We start from the raw sequence: 20656 nt of genomic DNA, 5'->3' as shown, positions 1-20656 counted from the left end.
CATCGGTCCTCCTGTCGTCGGTTCGGTGGTGCCCCGCCCCCCGGGGCACCACCGAACCGACGACAGGAGGACCGATGACGGCTGACCAGGACTGGGTGGTGGCGCGGCTCGCCCGCGTCCAGGGCGTCCGGCACGCCATCGTGTGCACCGTGGACGGCCTGCTCAAGGCGCGCTCCGCCGACACCGGACGGGACGAGGCCGACCGGCTCGCCGCACGGTGCAGCGGGCTGCTGTCCCTCGCCCGCGACCAGGCCGGGGAGTTCGGCACCGGCGCCAAGGCCCTGCACCAGCTCATGGTCGGGCACGAGGGCGGCTACCTGTTCGTCCGCAGCGCCGCCGCCCGCTCGTGCCTCGCCGTCGTCACCGGCCCGGTGATCAACGCGGCGCTGGTCGCGCAGGAGATGCAGGCGACCGTGCTGAAGCTCGGCGAGCAGCTCGCCACGCCCGCGCGGGGGAGCGGCTGACTTGTCCGGCCCCGGCGAGTACCGCGACACGCCGCTGCGGGCCTACGTGGTCACCGGCGGCCGCGCCGCCGGCCCGGGGGCCCGGGTGGGGGTCGACACGCTGCTGAAGGCGGTCCCGCCGCCCGCCGGGGCCGCCGAACCGCTCCCGGCGGACGCCCCGCCGCAGCTCCGCGCGCTGCTGCGGCTCTGCGCCGGCGGCGTCCTGTCGGTGGCCGAGGCCGCCGCGCACCTGGAGCTGCCGGTCAGCGCCGTCCGGGTGCTGGTCGGCGACCTCGTCGCGGCCGGCCGCCTGGAGACCCTCGCCGGCGGCCACACCGAACCCGGAATCGACCTGCTGAAGGAGGTGCTCGATGGGCTCCGCGCCCTCTGACGCTCCCTCTGATCCGCCCGCCCCGCCCGCCGCGCCCGGTCCGCCGGGGCCGTACGTCGCCGACACCGTCGCCCGGACGGCCAAGATCCTCGTCGTCGGCGACTTCGGCGTCGGCAAGACGTCGTTCATCGGCTCGGTCAGCGAGATCCGCCCGCTGCGCACCGAAGAGCCCATCACCGAGGCCAGCACCGGCGTGGACGACCTCGCGCGGCTCCCCGGCAAGACGTCCACGACCGTCGCGATGGACTTCGGGCGCATCACCCTGAACCCGTCCCTCGCCCTCTACCTGTTCGGGACGCCCGGCCAGCGCCGCTTCTGGGACATGTGGGCCGGGCTCGCCGAGGGCGCCGTCGGGGTCCTGGTGATCGTCGACTCGCGGCGGCTCGCCGGCGGCTTCGACGTCCTCGACCAGGTGGAGACGCACGTCGCCGCGCCGTTCGCGGTCGCCGTCAACCACTTCCCCGACACCCCGCCGCACCCCCACGACCGGCTCCGCGGCGCCCTCGACCTGCTGCCGCACACCCCGATCGTCGACTGCAACGCCCTCGACCGCGACTCGTCCGTCGCGGCCCTCGTCGCGCTCGCCGAGCACGCCCTCACCGTCCGGGAGCCCGCCCCGTGAACCCCCTGCCGCTGGCGGCCACCACCACCTGCCCCGACACGGGGCCGGTATTCGACCGGCTCTGGCGCGACCACGGCCCCGTCGCCCCGGTCGAGCTCGAACCGGGCGTGCACGCCTGGCTCGTGATGGGCTACGAGGAGCTGAAGACGGTCACCGGGTCGCCGCGGCTGTACTCGCGGGACGGCCGCGACTGGCGCGCCTTCCGGGACGGCGCCGTCCGGCCCGACTCGCCCCTCGGCCCGATGATGTTCTTCCGCGACAACGTCACCGGCCACGACGGCGAGGAGCACCGCCGGCTGCGCCGCCCCGTCGAGGACGCGATCGCCGCCGTCGACCACCGCCGGCTGCGCCGCACCGTCGAGTACCTGTGCCGCGGCCTCATCGGCGCGTTCGCCGACCGCGGCTCCGCCGACCTCGTCGCCGAGTACGCCGCGACCGTCCCGCTGCTGGCCCTCGGCGGCCTCATCGGCTTCGACCCCCGGCAGAGCCGCGAGCTGCGGGACGCCGTGCGGGCCCTGTCCGGCGGCTCCGGGGAGGACGCCCGGGACGGCGACCGCCGCCTGGAGGCCCTGCTCGGCGGGCTCCTCGCCGCCCGCCGCGCGCGGCCCGCCGACGACGTCGCGTCGCTGCTCCTCGCGCACCCCGGCCTGCGCGGCGAAGCCGAGGCGCTGCGGTCGGTCGCCGTCCTCGTGTCAGCCGGGAACCACACGACGATGAGCTGGATCGCGCAGACGCTCCGGCTCATGCTGACCGACCCCCGGTTCGCCGGACGGGTCCGCGGCGGGCGGCTCGGCATCGACGACGCCCTCGACGAGGTCCTCGCCGTCGCGCCCCCGATGATCAACATGCCGGCCCGGTTCGCGCTGCGCGACACCGAGCTGGGCGGCCGCGCCATCGCCCGCGGCGACGCCCTCGTCCTCGGCCTCGCCGCCGTCGCGCACGACGTCCGCGCGCACGCCGGGGCCCGGTTCTGGCAGCGCGGCAACCGCGCGCACTTCGCCTGGAGCGCCGGCCCGCACGCGTGCCCCGCCCGCGACCCGGCCCGCACCATCGCCCGTACGGCCGTCGCGACCGTCCTGCACGCGCTGCGCGGCGTCCGGCTCGCCATCGACCCGGCCGACCTCGAGTACGAGCCGTCCCCGTGGACGCGCTGCCCGGTCCGGCTCCCGGTCACCTTCACCCACGCCGACCCGGGGGGACCTCCGGGCAGGCATCCGGTCGCCGGGCCCGACCCCGCCGGCCGCCCTCAGGGAACGCCGGACGGCTCCGACGGCTCGGACGGCTCGGACGGCTCCGACGGTTCGGCGGACGCGCGCCGGGCGGCGACCCGGGACGGGTCGGGCCAGCGGACGTCGTAGGCCCAGCCGGCCTGCTCGAACAGCCGGATCAGCCGGGCGCTCGGGTCGAGATGCCCCTTGAGCACCCCGTGCCGGGCGCTCGTCGGGTCGGCGTGGTGCCAGTTGTGCCAGCCCTCGCCGAGCGTCAGGTACGCGACCAGCGGCAGGTTCGTCGACCGGTCGCGGGTGCGGAAGTCGCGGTCGCCGAAGGCGTGCGCGAGCGAGTTCACCGACCAGGTCACATGGTGGACGACCGCGTACCGCACCAGGCCGCCCCAGAACAGCGCCGTCCACATGCCCGCCCACGACCACGACCACAGGCCCCCGGCCGCGGCGGGGAGCAGGAAGGACAGGGCGACCACCGCGGGGTAGGCGGCGTCCAGCCGGCGGACGTCGGGGTCGGCGAGCAGGTCGGGCGCCCAGTGCCGCCGGTCGGACCTGCGGCGCGCGGTGAAGAACCAGCCGGCCTGCGCGTGCAGCAGCCCCCGCGCGAGGCCGCGGGCCGTCTCGCCGTAGGCCCACGGCGAGTGCGGGTCGCCGGGCCGGTCGGCGTACTTGTGGTGCCGCCGGTGCTCGGCCGCCCACAGGCTGACCGGGCCCTCCACGGCCAGCCCGCCCGCCAGCGCCAGGCCGATCCGCAGCGGGCGCCGGCACTTGAACGACCGGTGCGTGAACAGCCGGTGGTAGCCCACGCCGATGCCGTAGATGCTGATCACGTACATGGCGAGGGCGATCACCGCGTCGCGCGGGCCGATGCCCCGCCCCCAGGCGACGGCGACGCCCGCGGCGAGGGCCAGCGGCGGGAGCGCGACGAGCACGACCAGGTACGCGGCGCGCCGGGCCGGCGAGATCGCCACGGTCTCGGCGGCGGGTGCGGATCCGGGCATCGGTTCCCCTCGTCGGTCCGGCGGACGCCGCCCATTGACGGACGCTGCCCATTGAAGGAGGCGCCGGACACCGCTGACAGTATCCGAAGAGTAATGAAGACCTCACAAACGGTCGTCATGTCCTGGCTTTTCGTCATCACGCATTGTGATCATCGTCACGTGCCGCTAATCTCCCGCCACGACGTGTGATCGCACGTGATCAGGGCGCCGGAAACCCCCGCCCGCCGCCGCAGGAACCGACCGAACAAGAGGTCCGCCGCATGCAACGGTCCCAACAGACGACCACCGAGGGTTACCTGCGGCAGTACGACGCGGCCGTCCGCCGCGACCCCGCGGCGGCCCCGGCGCTCCTCGCCGGCTGGCTCCGCACCGACTGGCGCCCCCTCTTCGCCGAACTCCGCGCCCGGCGCCCCGTCCTGCTCGCGCCCGGCCTGGCGCTCGTCACCCGCGCCCCGGACGTCCGCGAGGTGCTGTCCCGCTGGGAGGTGTTCACCGTCGCCGCCTACACCGACCGGCTCGAGGGCGCCCTCGGCGGCCCGGTCGTCCTCTCCCGCGACGCCACGCCGCTGAACTGGCGGGAGCGGGGCCTCATGCAGATCATGCTGCCGCCCGAGGACGTCCCGGCGGTGCGGGCGCTCGCGGGCCGGGCCGCCGACGCGGCCCTCGACGCCGCCGAGCCGCACGGCCGCATCGAGGCGGTCGGCGGCCTGTTCCGCCGCGTCGCGCTCGCGGTCTGCGCCGAGTACTTCGGCTTCGCGGGCCCCGACGAGGCGACCCTCTCCCGCTGGTCCCGGGCCGTGATCGCCGACGTCACCGCGAACCCGGCGGGCGACCCCGCCGTCCGCGCCGGGTCCGCCGCCGCCGGCCGCGCCATGATGGACCACCTGCGCGAGCGCCTCGCCGAACGCCGCGCCGCCCCGGGGCACCGCGACGACGCGCCCGCGGACGTCTTCGACCGCCTGCTCCGCACGCCGCTCCCCGCCCGCGCCGGCGTCGACGACGAACGCGTCCTGATCAACGTCGCGGCGCTCATGCTCGGCTTCGTCGAGAACGCGTCCGGCTCCCTGGTCCACCTCGTCCGCGAGCTGCTGTCCCGGCCGGACGCGCACGCCCGCGCCGCGGCGGCCGCCCGCGGCCCCGACCCCGCCCGGTTCGACGGCCACGTCTGGGAGGCGCTGCGCTTCGACCCGTTCCTCAAGGTCATCACGCGGTTCTGCGAGCGCGACCACGTGCTCGCCGCCGGCACCCCGCACGCCGCGACCGTCCCCGCCGGCACGCTCGTCCTCGCCGCCGCGGCGTCCGCGATGTTCGACGGCGACGCCGTCCCCGACCCGGACGACTACCGCCCCGGCCGCCCCGCCGACGTCTACCTGCACTTCGGGCACGGCCCGCACGCGTGCCTCGGCGTCCATCCCGGCGCCGCGGTGGTCGGCGAGGTCGCGCGCCGCCTGCTGCGCCGGGACGTCCGGCTCCTGCCGCCGCCGGACGGCGACGTCGTGCGCGACCGCGGCGTGTTCCCCGACCGGTTCGTCCTCGGACTCGGCCCGTCCGGCGAAGGGAGCGCCTGACATGCCCGGCGCGCGGAGCATCGCCACCGACGGCGCGGCCAACCGGCTGCGCTACCTCGCCCTCACCCGCGGGCGCCCGCTGTGGCGGGCCGCCGAGAGCGTCCGCCCGCTGCGGCGCGCGCTCAACGCCGCCATCATCGACCGGGCGGTCCGCGAGATGCCCGGACGGCCCGAACCGCTCAGCACCATGGCCCCCTACACGTCCTGGGCCTCGCTCACCGACAAGACGTTCAGCGGCCGGCACCTCCCGCCCGTCCCCGTCCGGGACGGCGCCCGCCCGGCGCCCGAACGCGCCGCCGGCCTGTTCGCCCGCACCGGCGACACGATCCCGTGCCCGCGCTCGACCGTCCTGTTCGCCTACTTCGCGCAGTGGTTCACCGACGGGTTCCTGCGCGGCGACGCCGCCGAGCCCCGCGACCCCCGCCGGAGCAGCTCCAACCACCACGTCGACCTCAACCCCCTCTACGGGCTCGACGCCGCCGCGGCCGCCGCCGTCCGCGCCTTCGACGGCGGCCTGCTCAAGAGCCAGACGATCAACGGCGGCGAGTTCCCGCCGTACCTCTGCGAGAACGGCAAGATCAAGTCCGAGTTCGCCGGGCTGGACGTCGTCCGGTTCGAGACGCTCCCGGACGAGCGCCGCGACCGGCTCTTCGCGCTCGCCGGCGACCGCGGCAACACCCAGGTCGGCTTCACCATGCTCACCGTCCTGTTCCTGCGCGAGCACAACCGGGTGGCCCGCCTGCTCGCCGAGCGGAACCCCCGGTGGGACGACGAGCGCCTCTTCCAGACGGCCCGCAACATCGTCATCGTCGAGGTCGTCAAGCTGGTGGTCGAGGAGTACATCAACCACATCACCCCCTACCACTTCCGCTTCCTGCTCGACCCGTCGCTCACCGCCCGCCTCGCGGGCGCGCCGTGGCAGCGCGAGAACTGGGCGTCGGTCGAGTTCAACCTCGTCTACCGCTGGCACAGCCTCATCCCGTCCACCCTGGCCGTCGGCGGATCGGAACTCCCCGTCCCCGCCACCCTCTTCGCCCCGGACCTGCTCCCCGAGGCCGGGCTCGGGCGGCTCTTCGAGGAGGCGTCCGAGCAGCGCGCCGGGCGCATCGGCCTGTTCAACACCGACCCGAGCCTGCACGCCGTGGACGTCGCCAGCATCGCCGACTCCCGGGCCCTCGAACTCGCCCCCTACAACGACTACCGCGCGCACTGCGGCTTCCCGCGCGTCCGGCGGTTCGAGCACGTGTCCGGCGACCCGCGGGTGAGCAACGCCCTGCGCGAGCTGTACACGAGCGTCGACGACCTCGACCTGTACGTCGGCCTGTTCGCCGAGGAGCCGAGCTCCGCGCGGGCCATCCTCCCGCCGCTGCTCACGAAGATCATCGCCATCGACGCGTTCTCGCAGGCGCTGACCAACCCGCTGCTGGCGCCGCGCGTGCTCACCCCCGAGACGTTCACCCCGCTCGGCATGCGGATCATCGGGAGCACCCGGACGCTGTCGGACGTCCTGCACCGCAACGTCCCGGAGGACCCCCGCCCCCGGTTCGTCTCCATGACGCGGCGCGGCGCGTGACCGCCGAGACCGCCCCCGCGACCGCCGCGGAACTGCGCCGCGCCGCCCGCGAGCTCGCCGAGACCGCGGTGGCCGTCCGCGAGGCGTCCGCGCACGCCACCGCCGCCCTCACCGGCGGCGGCGCGCTCGCCGCCCTCCCGCGCGCGCCCGTCGCCGCCGCCCGCGCCGAACACGCCCTGCTGCAGGCCGTCGCCGGCCCCGGCGGGCTCGGGCACGCCCTCACCGGCGGCCCGCTCGGCACCGCCGCGGCACGGCTCGGCGGCATGGCCGGCGCCGGCAGCCTCGCGATCCGGCTGATGGTCACCTCGCTGCGGCTGCGCATCACCGCCGTGGGCCTCACCGACCCCGGGCTCCTCCGCGACCCGCTCGTCCGGCGGCTCGTCGACGCCGTCGCCGCCGACCGCGACCTCGACTCCGTCCGCGCCCTGTACGCCCTCGTGCGCGACCGCGGCGCCGTCCGCGCCCTCACCGCGATCGCCCCGGTCTTCGGCGAGGTCCTCGCGCTGCGCGCCCTGCTCGACCGCAACCCCCTCAACGACGCGACCGCCTGGCTCATCGCGACCGGCGCCGGCACCGCGACCGCCGACCCGCTCACCGGCATCAGCAACCGCGCCGTCGCCCTGCTGGACTCCGGCGCCGGCGCGGCCGTCCGCGTCCCCTACCCCGCCGACCGGCTGCGGGACCGCGGCTCGATCCTCGACTTCCTCGCCAACATCTGCGCCCTCGGGCCCGGCGGGCGGGTGCTCGTCCAGACCGTCCGCGGCCCCGACGGCACCGACCGCCACGTCGTCCACGCGCCCGGCATGAAGCTCGGCGTGCCCGACGACGCCTCGCCCTGCGACCTGCTCGGCGCGTTCAGCAGCACCGTCCGCGACAGCGGCCCCTACAGCCGCGCGCTCGCCCGCGCCATCGACGACTACGGCGTCCCGCCCGGCGCGGAGATCGCGCTGATCGGCCACAGCGCCGGCGGCGCGGCCGTCATGAGCCTCGCGCAGGACGCCGGCTTCTGCGCCCGCCGCACCGTCACGCACGTCGTCGCGGTCGGCTCCCCGGTCGACTTCAAGCGCCCGGCGTCCCCGGACACCTGGGTCGCCAGCGTCACCAACCAGCACGACATCATCCCCGCCCTCGACGGCCAGGGCGCCGGGACGTGCATCGACCGGCCCGGCTGGTACGTCGTCGACTACACCGACCCCACCCACCTGTTCCCGGCCTGCCACTCCGCCGAGCACTACACCGCCAACCTCGCCGACGACCTCCCCGAGCACCGCGCGGAGATCGACCGCCGCCTCGCCCGCTACCACGGCCCCGTCACCCGCTCGCAGGTGTACCGGCTGTTCGACGACCCCGCCCCCGCCGCGCGCACCCGCCGGACGGTCGCCGGCCGCGAACTCGACCTGCCGATCACCTGCCGGTCCGGGGCCGCCCTCACCGCCTGGTTCACCGCCGACCCCGGCCCGGCCCGCGCCCTGCTCGGCCCCGGACGCCCCGCCCTCCTCGGCGGCCGCGCCCTCGTCGTCCTGCACGCCTTCGACAACCGCGACACGAGCCTCGGCCCCTACCGCGAGGCGCACCTCGGCATCGCCGTCCGGAGCCCGCTCGCCGTCCGCTTCGTCGACTCCGTCTACAGCACCGCCGCCACGACCGAGATCGCCCGGGAACTGTGGGGGCACGCCGCCACCACCGCGCCCGTCGCCCTCGAACCCGCCCTCGCGATCGGCGACGCCGCGTCCCTCGCCGGCGACCTCGGCCCGGCGCTCCCGGCGGCCGAACGCGGCGTCGCCGTCCGCTCCCTCCTCGGCGGGACGCCGCTGCGCTCCCGCATCGACGTCCGCGGACCCGCCCGCCTGCACCCCGCGCCCCGCGCCCGCCTGACGGTCCGGGGCGACCACCCGATGGCCCGCCGCCTGCGCCTCCTGGGCCTGGACGGCGCCCGTCCGCTGCTGTGCCGGACGTCCCGCGAGCACCGCTCGACCCGCACCGAAGGCGTCCCCGCGTGACCCGCGACCACGGCGCGGTCCTCGCCGCCGACGCCCGGACCATGGCCGAATGCGCCGACCGCCTCCGCGCCCTCGCCGCCCGCCTCCGCACCCACGACGCCGCGCCCGACTGGCTGTTCACCGCCCTGCACGAGCACATCACCGCCTGCGTCGTCGCGTCCGAGGAGCTCGCCGAGGCCGCCGCCCGCCTCCGCGCCCTGGCCGACGGCCCCCGCCCGCCGCGCGGCCGCCGGTAGCATCCGGCAGGCAGACCGTCCGCGCGACATCCGAGGGTGACGAACGTGTTCCAAGCCTCCCAGTTCGACCTGCAGTCCCTGCCCCAGGACCTGCACTACCGCCTGACCGACCCCGGCACCGGCGCCGTCCTCGCCGACGTGTCCCCGGTCGTCGTGGGGGAGGAGCGGAAAGAGGGGTTCCTCAAGCGGTTCATGCGCTCCTCCGGACCGACCCTGACCCCGCCCAACGCCCAGCACCACGTCCCGCGCGTCACCCTCCGGGTGGCGGACGCCCAGAACGCGACGCTCTTCTTCGTCGACCGCCCCGACAAGCTCGCCGGCAACGTCTGCCCGCCGCACTACGCCGTCGTCGCGCCCGACGGACGTCCGATCGGGCACCTCACCAACGAGCACCGCGCGGCCCTCGACCCGCCCTCCGGCCCCCTCGACACCGACGGCCTCACCCTCGTCGCCGGCCGCGCCCACCTGCGCGACCCGAACCACCAGGCGCTGTGCGACGTCGTCGTCCGGATGGCGCTGCCCCCGTCCGCCGACCCGAACGCCCCGCAGGACCCCGCGTCCGACGCCGTCCGCTACCTCGGCCCCGACGGGACGCTGTGGGCCCGCCGCCTCGTGTCCGGCTCGGCCACCCAGGTCAACCCGTCCGCCCAGCCCCACCTCCGTACCCTCCTCGCCGCCCACGTCATCGCCACCGGCCTCGACGAGCGCCTCCACACCTCGATCGCCACGTCCTCCTACACGCCCCCGTCCCCCCTCGACCCGGGCGCCGAACCGTACCCCGGCCACTCCGACGCCCACGCGTCCTACATGAGCCACCAGGAGGAGTTCATCGAGTGGTACAAGGAGGAGATGAACCGCCGAGCCCGCAACATCGGCCGAACCTCCGACATGGGCTTCTGACCCCCGCCCGGCCCGGCCGTCCCGGGAATGGTCCGCCGGGCCGGGAACGCGGCGGCCGCCGCTGGGCGCCCGAGTTTTCGGGCCGTCCGGAAAAAGAATTCGAAGCCTGCTGCGTGCGGCCTGAAGGAATCCGCGACCGTTCGCCGGTCCGGTGTATGCTCCCCGAACAGCCGGTTCTGCGCGGAAAAAGGTTCAGGGTGGGTCCGCCGCTGCCGCGTCCTCCGGTATGTGACGAAAGCCGGGGCCGGGCCTACAGGTTCTTGTCCCACGGGGGAGTCTCGTCCTCGGCCTTCTTGCTGAAGTTCCCTTCAGTGATGTTGTAGATCGGCTTGAGTTCGACATCCTGTCCCTGCAGGTCGCCGTCCCGGATTTTCGCGTGGTAGCCGCCCTCGCCCTCCAGCACTCCGGCGGCACTCGTCGCCTTGCCGCCGATGCCGACGTTCCACGTCTTCTCGATGTCCCGGTCGGCGTCCAGGTCGAGCTGGCCCGTGGGCGCGAGGCCCTTCCTGCCGAGGAAATTGAGACCGGTGCTGGCGATGCCCTCCGTGATGTTGGCGGCCGCACCCGCCGAGCCGGTCGCCCACGCCTTGCCGAGGACGGCGTCGACGTTCGCGGCGCCGTTGCCCTCCTGGGAACCGGCGGTGGTGTGCATCTTGACCAGCATCACGCCCGCGGACACCGCACTTGCCGCGATGAGAATGCCCACCGCCACCTTGGTGATGGTCAGGGCCGTGGTGGCAAGGGCCAAGCACTGGGCATAGGCGGGGGCGCCCACGACCGACAGCAGCGACGCGCCGGCGACGAAGGCGAGCCCGGCGAGGTAGGCGCCCATGGCGCTCGCGAAGACGGAGTAGGCGAACAGGGCCCACGCCGTGATCATTATCGAGACGCTCACCGCGTTGAAGTAGGCCGTCAGGGCCTCGACCTGCTGCCCGAAGTTCTCGACCTCCCGCTCGTAGAGCGGCCGGTCGTCCATGGTCCACGCCTCGCCCGGGATGTCCTTCACGAGCTGGGCGATGTTCTGAGCGGCGACCTGCAGTTCCTTGGCGGCCTTGTCCCACTCCTGGGCGCACTTCTCCAGCTTGGTGGTCTTCCCCGTGCCCTCCTTGAAGAGGAAGGCGACGATGAAAGCGGGCGGAAGGTCGATTCCCGCCCCCATCGCCAGGGCCGTCGCGATCGGCATGAGGCTCTCGTGCGTGCCCACGACCGAACCGCCGAGCAGCCCGGTGAGTGCCGCCGCGCCCGCGGCCCCGGCACCGCCGGCGGCGCCGGCCTTGAGTCCTTGCGTGTGCTGCTTCTGGGCGGCGGGCTCGCGTGCCGGGCGTCCCTGCTCCGCCGGGGGGCGGTTCTGCGCCGCGGGCGCCGGCTCCTGCCGCGGGCTCTCCCGAGGGGCGGGCTCTCCCTGCGCGGGCTCGCGCGGAGGCGTCTGCCGGTCACCGGTCTGGCGGGGCGGCTGCTGACCGTCTCCGGGCCTGTCCGTATTTCCCATTGTGGAGGGTCTCCCGTCGTGGCGGTCGGTCAGCGGCCGTGGTCCGCGTTCTTCTGCTCGGTTTTCCGGTAGGTGTCCGCCGCCTTGACGATCTTCTCCGAGTAGCCTTTCACGGTGGTCATCAGCATTTTGACGTCCTCGAAGGCGAACTGGACGCTGATCGGATAGGCGCCGGCCGCCGCCATGCACGCGGGGCTGAAGTCGCCGCCCTCGAGGTTGTAGACGCCGTCCGCGTTGATGGTGTCTTTCGCCTTTTTGATCTGCGGGATGACTTCCTTCTCGAGGTCATGCGCGTGTGTCTCGATGCGGCGAGGGTCGGCCTGCTTCGAAGCGGGGTCAGAAGGGCGGGGGTTCCTCGGTCGGGTCGGTGACGCCGTCGGCGACCGCGGCGGCGCGGCCGGTGACGGCGTCGCCGAGGACCTCGCCGGTGAGCGGGTCGATGCGGACGCCGTCCACCACGATCGGGGCGCCGGGGTCGTTCGGCGCGCGGTCGGGGCACCAGTCGGCGACCGGGCAGCCGCCGCACCACGGGCCGGGCAGCGCGCGGAAGGACGCGTCGGCGTGCCAGCGGGCGGTCATCGACGTGATCACCTCGCGGGCGGCCTCCCGGACGTCGGGGTCCCACACGTCGAACCGCAGCACCTCCGCGCCCGACGGCGTCATCGTCTCCAGTTCGACGATGCCGCCGCCGTCGCCGCCGAGGACGCCGTGCTTCATCAGCAGGACGGCCAGCGCCAGCTGGGGCACGAGGGTGAAGACCGTCCGGGCGTCCCCGGCCGGGGGAGCGCCCTGCGTCGTCTTCTGCTCCCGGTACACGACGGTGCCGCCCGTGGTGCGGATCAGGTCGGGGTGGGCGATGACCACGACGTCCGCTTCGGTGTCGTGCGCGGCCACCGCGGGTTCCGGCCGGACGTCCGCGGACGGCTCGCGCAGCGGGCACACCTCCACGTGCGCCGCCAGGTACGGGTGGGCGTCCGCGTACTCCTCGGGCGTCAGGACGCCGGCGGCGATGCCGAGCCCGCCCGCCGGGTCGGGGAGGTCGCCGCGGGTGCACGCCGGCGCGCCGGCGCGGCCGTGCGCCAGCTCGAGCCACCGGTGCACGGCGCGTCCCCGCCGCGCCGCCGTCCCGTCCGAGCGCTGCGCGGCGGGGATGTGCAGCTCCCGCAGGTGCGCCTGCGCCGGGCACACGAGGTACTGGCGGCCGGTCGTCACCGACCAGGTGCGGCGGTGCGTGCCGCGCCCCTCGAGGCCGAGCAGGCCCGGGACGTCCGGGACCGCGCCGCACGTCGGCAGCACCTTGCAGTCGACGCAGTCGGACCCCGGCCGGGTGCCCACGCCGAACGCGATGTCGGTGACGATCGGCCTGGTGCGCTCCCGGTACACGCGGCGGACCTCGGCGGGCGGCGCGTCCACGAGCACCCGCGGCGGCGCGTCCCCCGTGAGGACGACCTCGACCAGCCGGACGCGCTGCGGTGCGACCTCGTCCGGGAGCACCTCGACCGGCAGGTCCCGGTAGACGTCGCTCTCCGCGCGCAGGCCCGCCGCCGCGACGAACGCGAGCGCGTCGTTCGACGGCGCGTCGCGCTCGCCGGGGCGCCCCACCCGGAGCCGCCGGAACTCCCGCACGGCGCCGTCGGCCGACCCGTACCAGCGTCCCCACGCGGTGAGCACCCGCAGCTCCGCGGCCGACTCCGCCTGGACGACCCGCGGCAGCGGCTCCGGACGCACCGCGACACCCTCGGCCTCGAGGTCGTCGGCGATCCACTCGGCCGCCCGCAGGTACGCGTCGAACGCGTGCCGCACCCACACCGCGACCCCCGGGTGCACCGCCGACCGCGCCCGTCCGAGCGCCTTGTCGATCGCGTCCTCCGCGGGGACGTCCCCGAACTCGGTCAGGTTCAGGGCGTCCATCACGAGCCCGAGCGGGAACGTCTCCCACGGCGCGTACCGCCGCGCCCCCCGCCTGCGCGGCCACACCCGCGGGCGGGACTTGAGCGCGGCGAAGTCGCGGCAGTGCCGGTCGTCGCGGTCGAGCAGGCTCGCCGAGAGCCGGATGACGCCGGGATCGCCGCTCAGCTCCTCGTGCGGCGTCCAGTTTCCGAAGGGCATGTCCGCTCCAGCGCTAGGGGATGACCACGACCATTAGAGCACGCGTGAACTCGATCAACCACCGATTCGGAAAAGTCGGCGAGGCTTGCTCACCGGTCCGGATCATAGGGGGCGTCCGGGTGCTCCCAGTTGTAGTCGTCGACGATCGCCTTGGCGATCCGGCCGCGGGAGCCGACGTGCCGCCCGTTCGCCCGCGCCCACGCCCGGACCTGCTCCCCGGTGCTCCGCCGGCCGCGCGGCGGACCGTCCGGGGCCCGCGCCGGCTCGGCGGGCCCGTCCGCCGGAGTGTCTCGGGAAGCACCGGCGAGCTCCAGGAACTCCAGCGTCCGGGCCTCCACGGCGCCCGGACGGTCGGGCGCGCGGTCGGCGGCGGGCGGGACGACCGGGGCGGGGTCCACGGGAGCCGTGCCCGGCGTGCCGGTCGGTTCCGGCGAGAGCGAGAGCCCGGCCGGACGGGGATCGGCGTCCGGTCCGGCAAGCGGCGCGGTCGGCGAGACCTCGGCCGGTTCGGGCGGCGGGTCGCCGCCCGGGGTGATGCCGAGTCGGTCGAGGAGCGGCCACAGCTCCGACATCGCGGCTTCGGGATCGCGGTAGAAGACGCTGCCGCGCACCCGCCAGAACCGCCAGCCGAGACGTTCCAGGACGGTCTGCCGGCGCAGGTCGTCCTCCCACTGGTCGGGGCCGTGGAACTTGTCCCCGTCGCATTCGACGGCGAGCTTGCGGCCGCCGCCCCGGACGACGAGGTCGATCCGCAGGTTGCCCACCGGATGCTGCGGGGTGACCAGGTAGCCGCGGTCCAGCAGCATGCGCAGGACGCGGCGCTCGAAGTCGGACTCGCAGCGCGACTCCGGGTCGGCGGCCGCATCCGCGGACCGCGGCCCGTCGGACGCGTACCGGACGAGCGCCGCCCGCTGATCGTCGGGATGCAGGTCGTTCGGCCGGACGCTGTGGAACACCCACATCTGGTCCCGGGCGCGGCTCGCGGCGACGTTGACGCGCTGCTCGTACCGGCGGGACGTGAACGGCGCGCGGGCCGAGTCGGCGACGACGCTGACGAACACGACGTCCCGTTCGTCCCCCTGGAAGCTGTAGGAGTCGCCGCAGCGGAGCCCGCGGCGCTCGTACTCCTCCGGGCCGAGCTTGTCCATGAGCCGCTCGTCGATGTAGTGGGCCTGCCTGCTGCTGCTCAGCAGCGAGATGACGCCCATCGTCCGGCCGTCGTAGGCGGGGTCGGCGCAGCACTGGACGACCCGGTCGATGAGGGCGTGCGCCTCCGCCTCGTTGACGTCGCCGATCGGCAGGTCCCGCCGGACGCCGTCCGGGACGTGCACCGCCCGCACGGCGGGCCCGGGCAGCCGGACGTCCGATTCCTCCCGCAGCGGCTGGATCTCCCCGCCGTAGTAGTGCTGCGAGGAGAACTCGATGATGCGCGGCAGGCAGCGGAAGTGCTCCCGCAGCCGGACGACCCCGGGGAACAGCCGGGTCGCCGCGTCGTACAGGCTCGACTCCATGTCGAGCAGCATCGAGTTCGGCAGCGTCGGCAGGTGGGTGCGGATCAGCTCGTCCACGCGGTCGCGGCGGATCCCGACGGCGGACGGGCTGATCTGCTTGTCGTCGCCGACCACGACCACCTTGCGGCCGAGGCCGAGCAGCCCGAGCGCGAACACGTCGCACTGGCTGCTCTCGTCGATGACGACGACGTCGAACGGCGGGGCGACCACCGGGTCGAACGACTCCGCCACCCGGTAGTACGGCATGATCCACACCGGGACGGCGCCCATCGCCTCCGGCATCAGCCGCCGGGCCTCCGCGCGCCACTTGCCCGCGCTCGCCCCGGTGCCCTTGCCGATCTTGCGGAGGGTCTGCAGCCAGCCGACCAGGGCGCGGCGCCGGTCGGCGCCGAGGTTGCCCTTCATGGCGAGCCACGCCGAGCGGCGCGTCAGCTCGAGCGTGACGCGCCGCTGCTCCTCCTGCGCCGCGTCGAGGCGCCGCTGGACGGCGCCGAGATCGTCCGCGTCGATGATCGCGCGCAGCCACGTCTCGGCGCGCCGCCACTCCCACAGCTCGTCGAGCCGGGCCGGGTCGCCGCACGCGGCGGCGTCCCCGCCGGTCTCCCGGATGCGGCGCGCCCACTGCGGAGCGGCGGCCGCCAGCCGGTCGTGCAGCTCGGTCAGCCGCGCGACCCGCGGCCGGAGCGCCGCGAGCCGGGCCGCGCCCGCCAGCGCGGCGTCCCAGATGCCCCGGTCGCGCTGCCTGACGGCGTTCGCGAGGTCGGTCCACAGCGGGCTCGCCCCCGGGCGGCCGCGCCCGTCCGCCACGTGGGCGGCGAGGGCGTCCAGCTCGGCCTGGACGGCCCGCTGCCGGGCCCGCGCCGTCAGCCCGCCGAGCACCGAGGCGAGCCGGTGCAGGTCGTCGGGGGACGGCCGGTGCGGGACGGCGTCGGGCGCGACGATCGCGCACAGTTCGGCGCGCAGCCGCGGCCACTCGCCGAACTCCCAGGCCAGCGCGGCGGCGATCTGCTGGACCCGCGCGTCGATCCAAATTTCGACGGCGGCGCCGGCGGCGGGCTCGGGCGCGCCGAGCGCGGCGACGAGCTCGTCCCGCCAGAGCCGCACCGCGCTCTCCCGGCGGCGCCGCAGCTCCACGAACGCGATGACGCGTTCGACGTCCGCGGCGGTGCGCGGCGTCTCGCCGTCCAGCACGGTGCCCTTGAGGAACTGCGCCAGCGACCGCTGCGTCAGCCCGGACACCTTCTTGCCCTGCGCGAACCGGGCTCGCGCCTGCTCCAGCAGCGCGAGCGTCTCGCCGGGCGGGCCCGGCGGCAGCTCGACCGCCGCGCCCGCCGTCGCCGCCCGCAGCCGCGCGCATTCGGCGGCGTCCGCGCCGAGCCGCCGCGCGTGCCCCTCCCAGAGCTCCCGCCACCGCGGGGACTGCACGACCTGGTCGCGCAGCCGCTGCAACCACGGTTCCTGCAGGTCCACGAGGGCGCGGGCGGCCTGCCCGCAGCGTTCGGCGAGCCGCGCGAGCGCGGGCTCCCCGGCGGCGTCGAGGACGGCCGGGTCGGCGACGTAGTCGCGGTACCCGGCGAGGACGTCCGCGAGCCGCCGCAGCTCCGCCCAGCGTTCCGCGAGCCGCCCGCCCGGCGGGAGCCGGTCGGCGGGCGGCAGGTCGAGCACCGCGTCCCGGGCGTCCCGCTCGCCGATCTCCCCGGCCAGCGCGTACAGCTCGGCGAGCTCGCCGGGGTCCAGCGGCGGCCGCGACCCGGCGGGCACCGGGTCGGGTATCAGGTCGAGCTCGCCCTGCCGCCGGGCGAGCCGGTCGGCGACCTCGGCGGCGGGCCGGGGGAAGCCGTCGAGCTCGAGCGTCTCCTGCTCGCGCTCCAGGGACGTCCGCAGCCGCTTGCGCAGCGCCAGCACCTCGGCCGTCACCGCGTCGAGCCGCTCTCGCAGCGCCTCCGTGGCGCGCCGCTCCCGCTCCTCGTCGATCCCGTCGGCCGTCCCCGTGATCGCCTGGACGGACTGCTGCAGCGCGGTCAGGTCGGCCGACGACGACCCGAGCACCGCCAGCGACAGGTCCCGCAGCTCGTCGGGGATCTTGTCGCGCAGGACGGCGAGCGCCTGGTCCTTGTGCGCGGTGACCAGCACCCGCTTGCCGTGCGCGACCAGGTGCGACACCAAATTCGCGATCGTGTGGCTCTTGCCGGTGCCGGGCGGGCCCTGGACGGTGACGCCGCTGTGCGACGCGAGCTTGCGGACGATCTGCTCCTGCTCGTCGTTCGCGGCGAGCGGCAGCAGCAGCCGTTCGGCGACCGGCGCCCAGTCGTCCGCGGGGACGTCCGCCGGCGCGTCGTCGCCGGTCGCCAGCGCCACCATCGGCGCGGGCAGCCGCCCGCCCGCGGCGACCGTCTGCTTCAGCCGCTCGAAGAAGCGCGGGAACATCACCGGACGTTTCCGGACGAACAGCCGCCACGTCCCGGCCATGACCGGGGTCGGGCCGATCTCCGGGGCCGCGGCCCCGTCGTCGATGCGGGCGTCCAGCCCGAGGGGGGCGACGAGCCGCCGGTACAGCCGACGCGCCTCGTCGGGCGCCCACGGGTCGACGGGCTCCGCGCGCAGCTCCTCGGCGATCGGGGCGAGCCGGTCCAGCCCCGGGACGCCGAGGCCCTGCAGGCAGTCCAGCTCCAGGGCGGTCGGCCCGTCGGCCGTGATCGAGATCTCCCCGGACGCCGCGTCGAACGCCACCCGCGTCCGCGTGACCAGCAGCGGATGGCAGATCCGGTGCCCGCCGTGGTGCCAGCCCAGGATCCCGTGGCCCCACACCAGTTCGTGCGTGGCCTCGTCGGCGCGCATCCGCTGCCGCAGCCGGAACAGCGTCTCGTACAGGTCCCGGGCGGCGAGCGCGGCGCGGGCCGCCTCAGCCCACGGCTCCCACACGTCCGCGCGCCAGGCGGCCAGAACCGCGCGGGCGTTGCCGGCGGCCTCTTCACCGGCCCGCTCCGCGAGGTCGTCCGGCAGCTCGGGCGGGACGCCGGGGGCGCCGCGGCCCACCCCGCGCAGCAGCCCGGCGATCTCCGGCGGGTACGCGGGCGGTTTCGGCTTCGGCGTCTTGCCGACCCGCAGCCACGCCTCCCCGGTGCCGCCACCGGCCGGGGACACCAGCCGCACCGCCCGGTGGTCCGGCAGGTCGCCCGGCGCCACCTGCACCTCGTGGTCGCCCAGATGCCGGACGGGTTTGGCGTACACCTCCTGCGCGAGCGCCCCCAGATAGTCGTACAGGTGCCCGATCCGCTCCCGCGTCATGGCATCACCGGTCACGTACGCCCTCGCATCCCTTCAACGTCTGCACTCGCGCCCCCGCGGCGGACGGTCGAGCCCCTGCCGTGCTCCTCGTGGGCGCGCGCCCAGGCGGGGCGCGGGCCGGTGGTGACGAGGCGGTCGACGGGGGCGATGAGGCGTTTGGCGAGGGCCCCGGCGATCTCGCCCACGATGACCTCCCGGTCGTCCGCGTCGGGTTCGGCGCCGGTCCAGCCGACCGGGCGCTGCAGGGCCCGGTACAGCGCGTACTCGAGGGCGGTGCGCAGGCTCGCGGCGGGGCGCAGGTCCTTGAACTCGTCGGTGTGGCCCTCCGCGAGACGCCGGGTGAGGGCCTTGACCGTGGACCAGTGCCGGCGCGGGACGTCCGGGGCGGGGGTGTCGCCGAGGGCGCCGCGCCAGCGGACGTGGAAGGCCCGCGCGGCCTCGACGACCGCGGCGGTGACCTGCGCGCGGTCGTAGACCGGGCGGGACGGGCCGGTCTCCGGGGGGACGGCGTCCGCGGTGAGGGCGTCGAGGAGGGCGTTGAGCTGCCCGATCGTGCGGCGGGCCGCCTTCGGGCGGGCCGGGTCGACCAGGTCGGGGGCGAGCAGCCGGTCGATGCCGCCGACGAAGAAGCGCGCGTCGTCCAGGCGGCGGCGCAGCACCCGCTCGGCGATGCCGAGCTCCTCCCGGACGTCGCCGAGGACGTTCTCCGCCGAGCCGAGGACGTGCCGCTCGCGGTCCGGGAACGACCGCAGGTTGTCGCCCCTGACCAGGTCGAAGTGGGTGAAGACGAAGAACAGCTTGCCGCCGTTGCCGGTCGCGGCGGCGGTCCGCATGACGGCGACGGGCGCGGCCTGCATCGGCTGCTGCGCGTTGTCGACGAGGACGATCGCGTCGACCTCGTCGAGCCGCCGCCGCAGCCGGGTGGAGACCTCGGCGACGGAGCCCGGCGCGTGGCCGAGGCCCTCGCCGTCGATGAGGACGAGCCGGGGAGCGCGCCCGGCCCACCGGGGGCGGAACGGGCCCGCCACGCGGACGCCGTCGACCAGCGGCGTCAGCAGGTGCCCGAAGAACGCCGCCTGGTTGCTGGAGAACCGGGTGATCACCCGCAGGAACTCGGCGCGGTCGTCGCTGCGCCACGTCCACGACACCGGCCAGCCGTCCGCGCGGCGCAGCTCGCCCTCGCCGAGCAGCGCGAACCGGTCGTGGACGGCGGCGAGGAGCGCCGCGACGATCCGGTCGGCCACGGGGGAGCGGCGCACGCGGGTCTCCAGTTCGTCCTCGACGGCCTCCGCCGGCGCGCCGGGCCCGAGCCGCGCGAGCTCCGCGCGGACGAACCGCCGCAGCTCCCGGACCGAGGTCCGGACGAGCTCGGTGGTGCCCGGGTCGGGCGCGGCGTCCGGCGGGCCCAGGGCCGCCGCGTCGTCGTCGAGGTCGTCGGGCTCGTCGGACGGGTCCGCGGCGCCTGGCGCGGCCGCGCGCCCCAGCAGGTAGCTGAACCGGAACCGCTGGCCGACGTGGTCGAGCAGCCGGTCCTGGACGATCCTTTCCGGGCGCTCCTCCAGCACCGCGCGGGCCGCCTCCCAGACGTTGTCGCGCAGGTGGGCGGCGACCTCGTCGCGGCCCGCGAACGTGACGGCCGCGCGGTACGGGCCGTCCGGCGTCAGGACCAGCTCGGTGTCGGCGACGGTCGTCTTGGCGGTCGAGGTGGACGGGAACCGCTCGGTCTCCGGGTCGGTGCCGAGCAGCTGCCGGACGACGGTCGTCTTGCCGGCGCCGGTGGTCCCGAGGAGCAGGACGCGGCGGTAGCCGGCGGCCGGGAGCGGCAGCAGGCCGTCCCGGACCGCGGTGTGGTCGGCGGGTTCGCCGGCCGCCGCGCGCCACTGCAGCGCCACGGCGTCGGCGATGTCCTTCGGCGGCTTCCAGATCCCGACCTCGCGGGGCGCGGGCACCGGCTCGGGGAGGAGGACCGCGTCCGCGAACCGCCAGTGGACGTAGCGGTCCCGCGCCCACGGCCCGCAGGCGCAGGACGGCTCGTTGCACACGTCCGCGAGCCGGGCGACGGCCACGATCGCGTCCCGCTCGGCCGCCTCCCGCGCGACCTGCGCCGGGGTGCGGCCGGTGAGCCGGGCGGTGGCCGCGAGGAGCCCGGAGTCCGCGGCGCGGCCCGCGCAGATCGCGAACCAGCCGCGCCGGTCGGTCGGATAGGTGCGGTTGTAGACGTCCTGGTGGCCGTGGGCGATGGCCCACGCGGCGGGCTGGGGGACGGTCAGAACCCAGGAGATCTCGCTCAATTCCACTCCCG

Annotated in this window: 15 protein-coding genes; 9 read left to right on the top strand and 6 right to left on the bottom strand. The window is 75.8% G+C overall.

All coding sequences use genetic code 11. The annotated features are described in order from the left end of the window. The first annotated feature begins 74 nt into the window (after positions 1–74). The 4 genes from DMH08_RS23575 to DMH08_RS23560 are packed head-to-tail and all read left to right on the top strand — an operon-like array spanning position 75 to position 2814. Positions 75–464, top strand: coding sequence for a roadblock/LC7 domain-containing protein (locus DMH08_RS23575; RefSeq protein ID WP_026400335.1), 390 nt, complete (start codon positions 75–77; stop codon positions 462–464). A 1-nt stretch (position 465) separates the two neighbouring features. Beyond that, positions 466–834: a DUF742 domain-containing protein gene (locus DMH08_RS23570; protein ID WP_026400334.1), complete on the top strand. Its 369-nt coding sequence runs from the start codon at positions 466–468 to the stop codon at positions 832–834. Continuing rightward, positions 815–1456, top strand: coding sequence for a GTP-binding protein (locus tag DMH08_RS23565; RefSeq protein WP_084549679.1), 642 nt, complete (start codon positions 815–817; stop codon positions 1454–1456). The genes DMH08_RS23570 and DMH08_RS23565 overlap by 20 nt, the downstream gene beginning before the upstream one ends. Beyond that, positions 1453–2814, top strand: a complete 1362-nt coding sequence (locus tag DMH08_RS23560) for a cytochrome P450 (RefSeq protein WP_199747966.1) — start codon at positions 1453–1455, stop codon at positions 2812–2814. Before DMH08_RS23565 ends, DMH08_RS23560 begins: the two co-directional genes overlap by 4 nt. On the opposite strand, the gene DMH08_RS23555 is transcribed toward DMH08_RS23560, so the two are convergent. Beyond that, positions 2703–3680 (bottom strand): acyl-CoA desaturase, encoded by a 978-nt coding sequence (locus DMH08_RS23555; RefSeq protein WP_125617764.1) that lies wholly within the window; start codon positions 3678–3680, stop codon positions 2703–2705. The genes DMH08_RS23560 and DMH08_RS23555 overlap by 112 nt on opposite strands. Before the next feature lie 260 nt (positions 3681–3940). On the opposite strand from DMH08_RS23555, the gene DMH08_RS23550 reads away from it, so the two are divergent. The 5 genes from DMH08_RS23550 to DMH08_RS23530 are packed head-to-tail and all read left to right on the top strand — an operon-like array spanning position 3941 to position 9957. Then, the gene (locus tag DMH08_RS23550; RefSeq protein WP_125617762.1) at positions 3941–5248 is read left to right on the top strand and encodes a cytochrome P450; all 1308 of its coding nucleotides are present in this window, start codon (positions 3941–3943) and stop codon (positions 5246–5248) included. 1 nt (position 5249) lies between these two features. Next, complete coding sequence (locus tag DMH08_RS23545) at positions 5250–6821, top strand: peroxidase family protein (protein WP_125617760.1); 1572 nt, start codon at positions 5250–5252, stop codon at positions 6819–6821. Continuing rightward, entirely contained in the window at positions 6818–8821 is a 2004-nt protein-coding gene (locus DMH08_RS23540; RefSeq protein ID WP_158642381.1) for a hypothetical protein, read from the top strand. The genes DMH08_RS23545 and DMH08_RS23540 overlap by 4 nt, the downstream gene beginning before the upstream one ends. Then, positions 8818–9057: a hypothetical protein gene (locus DMH08_RS23535; RefSeq protein ID WP_026400331.1), complete on the top strand. Its 240-nt coding sequence runs from the start codon at positions 8818–8820 to the stop codon at positions 9055–9057. Before DMH08_RS23540 ends, DMH08_RS23535 begins: the two co-directional genes overlap by 4 nt. 45 nt (positions 9058–9102) lie before the next feature. After that, a complete protein-coding gene (locus DMH08_RS23530) occupies positions 9103–9957 on the top strand; it encodes a hypothetical protein (protein ID WP_026400330.1) in 855 nt (284 codons plus the stop codon). 250 nt (positions 9958–10207) lie between these two features. Here the strand turns inward: DMH08_RS23530 and DMH08_RS23525 are convergent, their stop codons facing one another. From DMH08_RS23525 to DMH08_RS40275, 5 genes are all read right to left on the bottom strand, one after another. Next, complete coding sequence (locus tag DMH08_RS23525) at positions 10208–11446, bottom strand: proline-rich domain-containing protein (RefSeq protein ID WP_125617756.1); 1239 nt, start codon at positions 11444–11446, stop codon at positions 10208–10210. A 29-nt stretch (positions 11447–11475) separates the two neighbouring features. Next, positions 11476–11631: a hypothetical protein gene (locus tag DMH08_RS40280; protein ID WP_157432846.1), complete on the bottom strand. Its 156-nt coding sequence runs from the start codon at positions 11629–11631 to the stop codon at positions 11476–11478. A gap of 151 nt (positions 11632–11782) precedes the next feature. Continuing rightward, positions 11783–13555 (bottom strand): PD-(D/E)XK nuclease family protein, encoded by a 1773-nt coding sequence (locus DMH08_RS23520; protein ID WP_125617754.1) that lies wholly within the window; start codon positions 13553–13555, stop codon positions 11783–11785. An 89-nt stretch (positions 13556–13644) separates the two neighbouring features. Continuing rightward, on the bottom strand, positions 13645–18369 hold the full coding sequence (locus DMH08_RS23515; protein ID WP_125617752.1) for an AAA domain-containing protein: 4725 nt from the start codon (positions 18367–18369) through the stop codon (positions 13645–13647). Then, the gene (locus DMH08_RS40275; protein ID WP_158642380.1) at positions 18366–20645 is read right to left on the bottom strand and encodes a hypothetical protein; all 2280 of its coding nucleotides are present in this window, start codon (positions 20643–20645) and stop codon (positions 18366–18368) included. Before DMH08_RS40275 ends, DMH08_RS23515 begins: the two co-directional genes overlap by 4 nt. Positions 20646–20656: the final 11 nt, after the last annotated feature.

It is taken from the genome of Actinomadura sp. WAC 06369 (assembly GCF_003947565.1).
GTDB classification, from domain to species: domain Bacteria; phylum Actinomycetota; class Actinomycetes; order Streptosporangiales; family Streptosporangiaceae; genus Spirillospora; species Spirillospora rifamycini.
The sequence above is the reverse complement of the archived record's forward strand: the minus strand, read 5'-3'. Positions and strand labels throughout refer to the sequence as shown.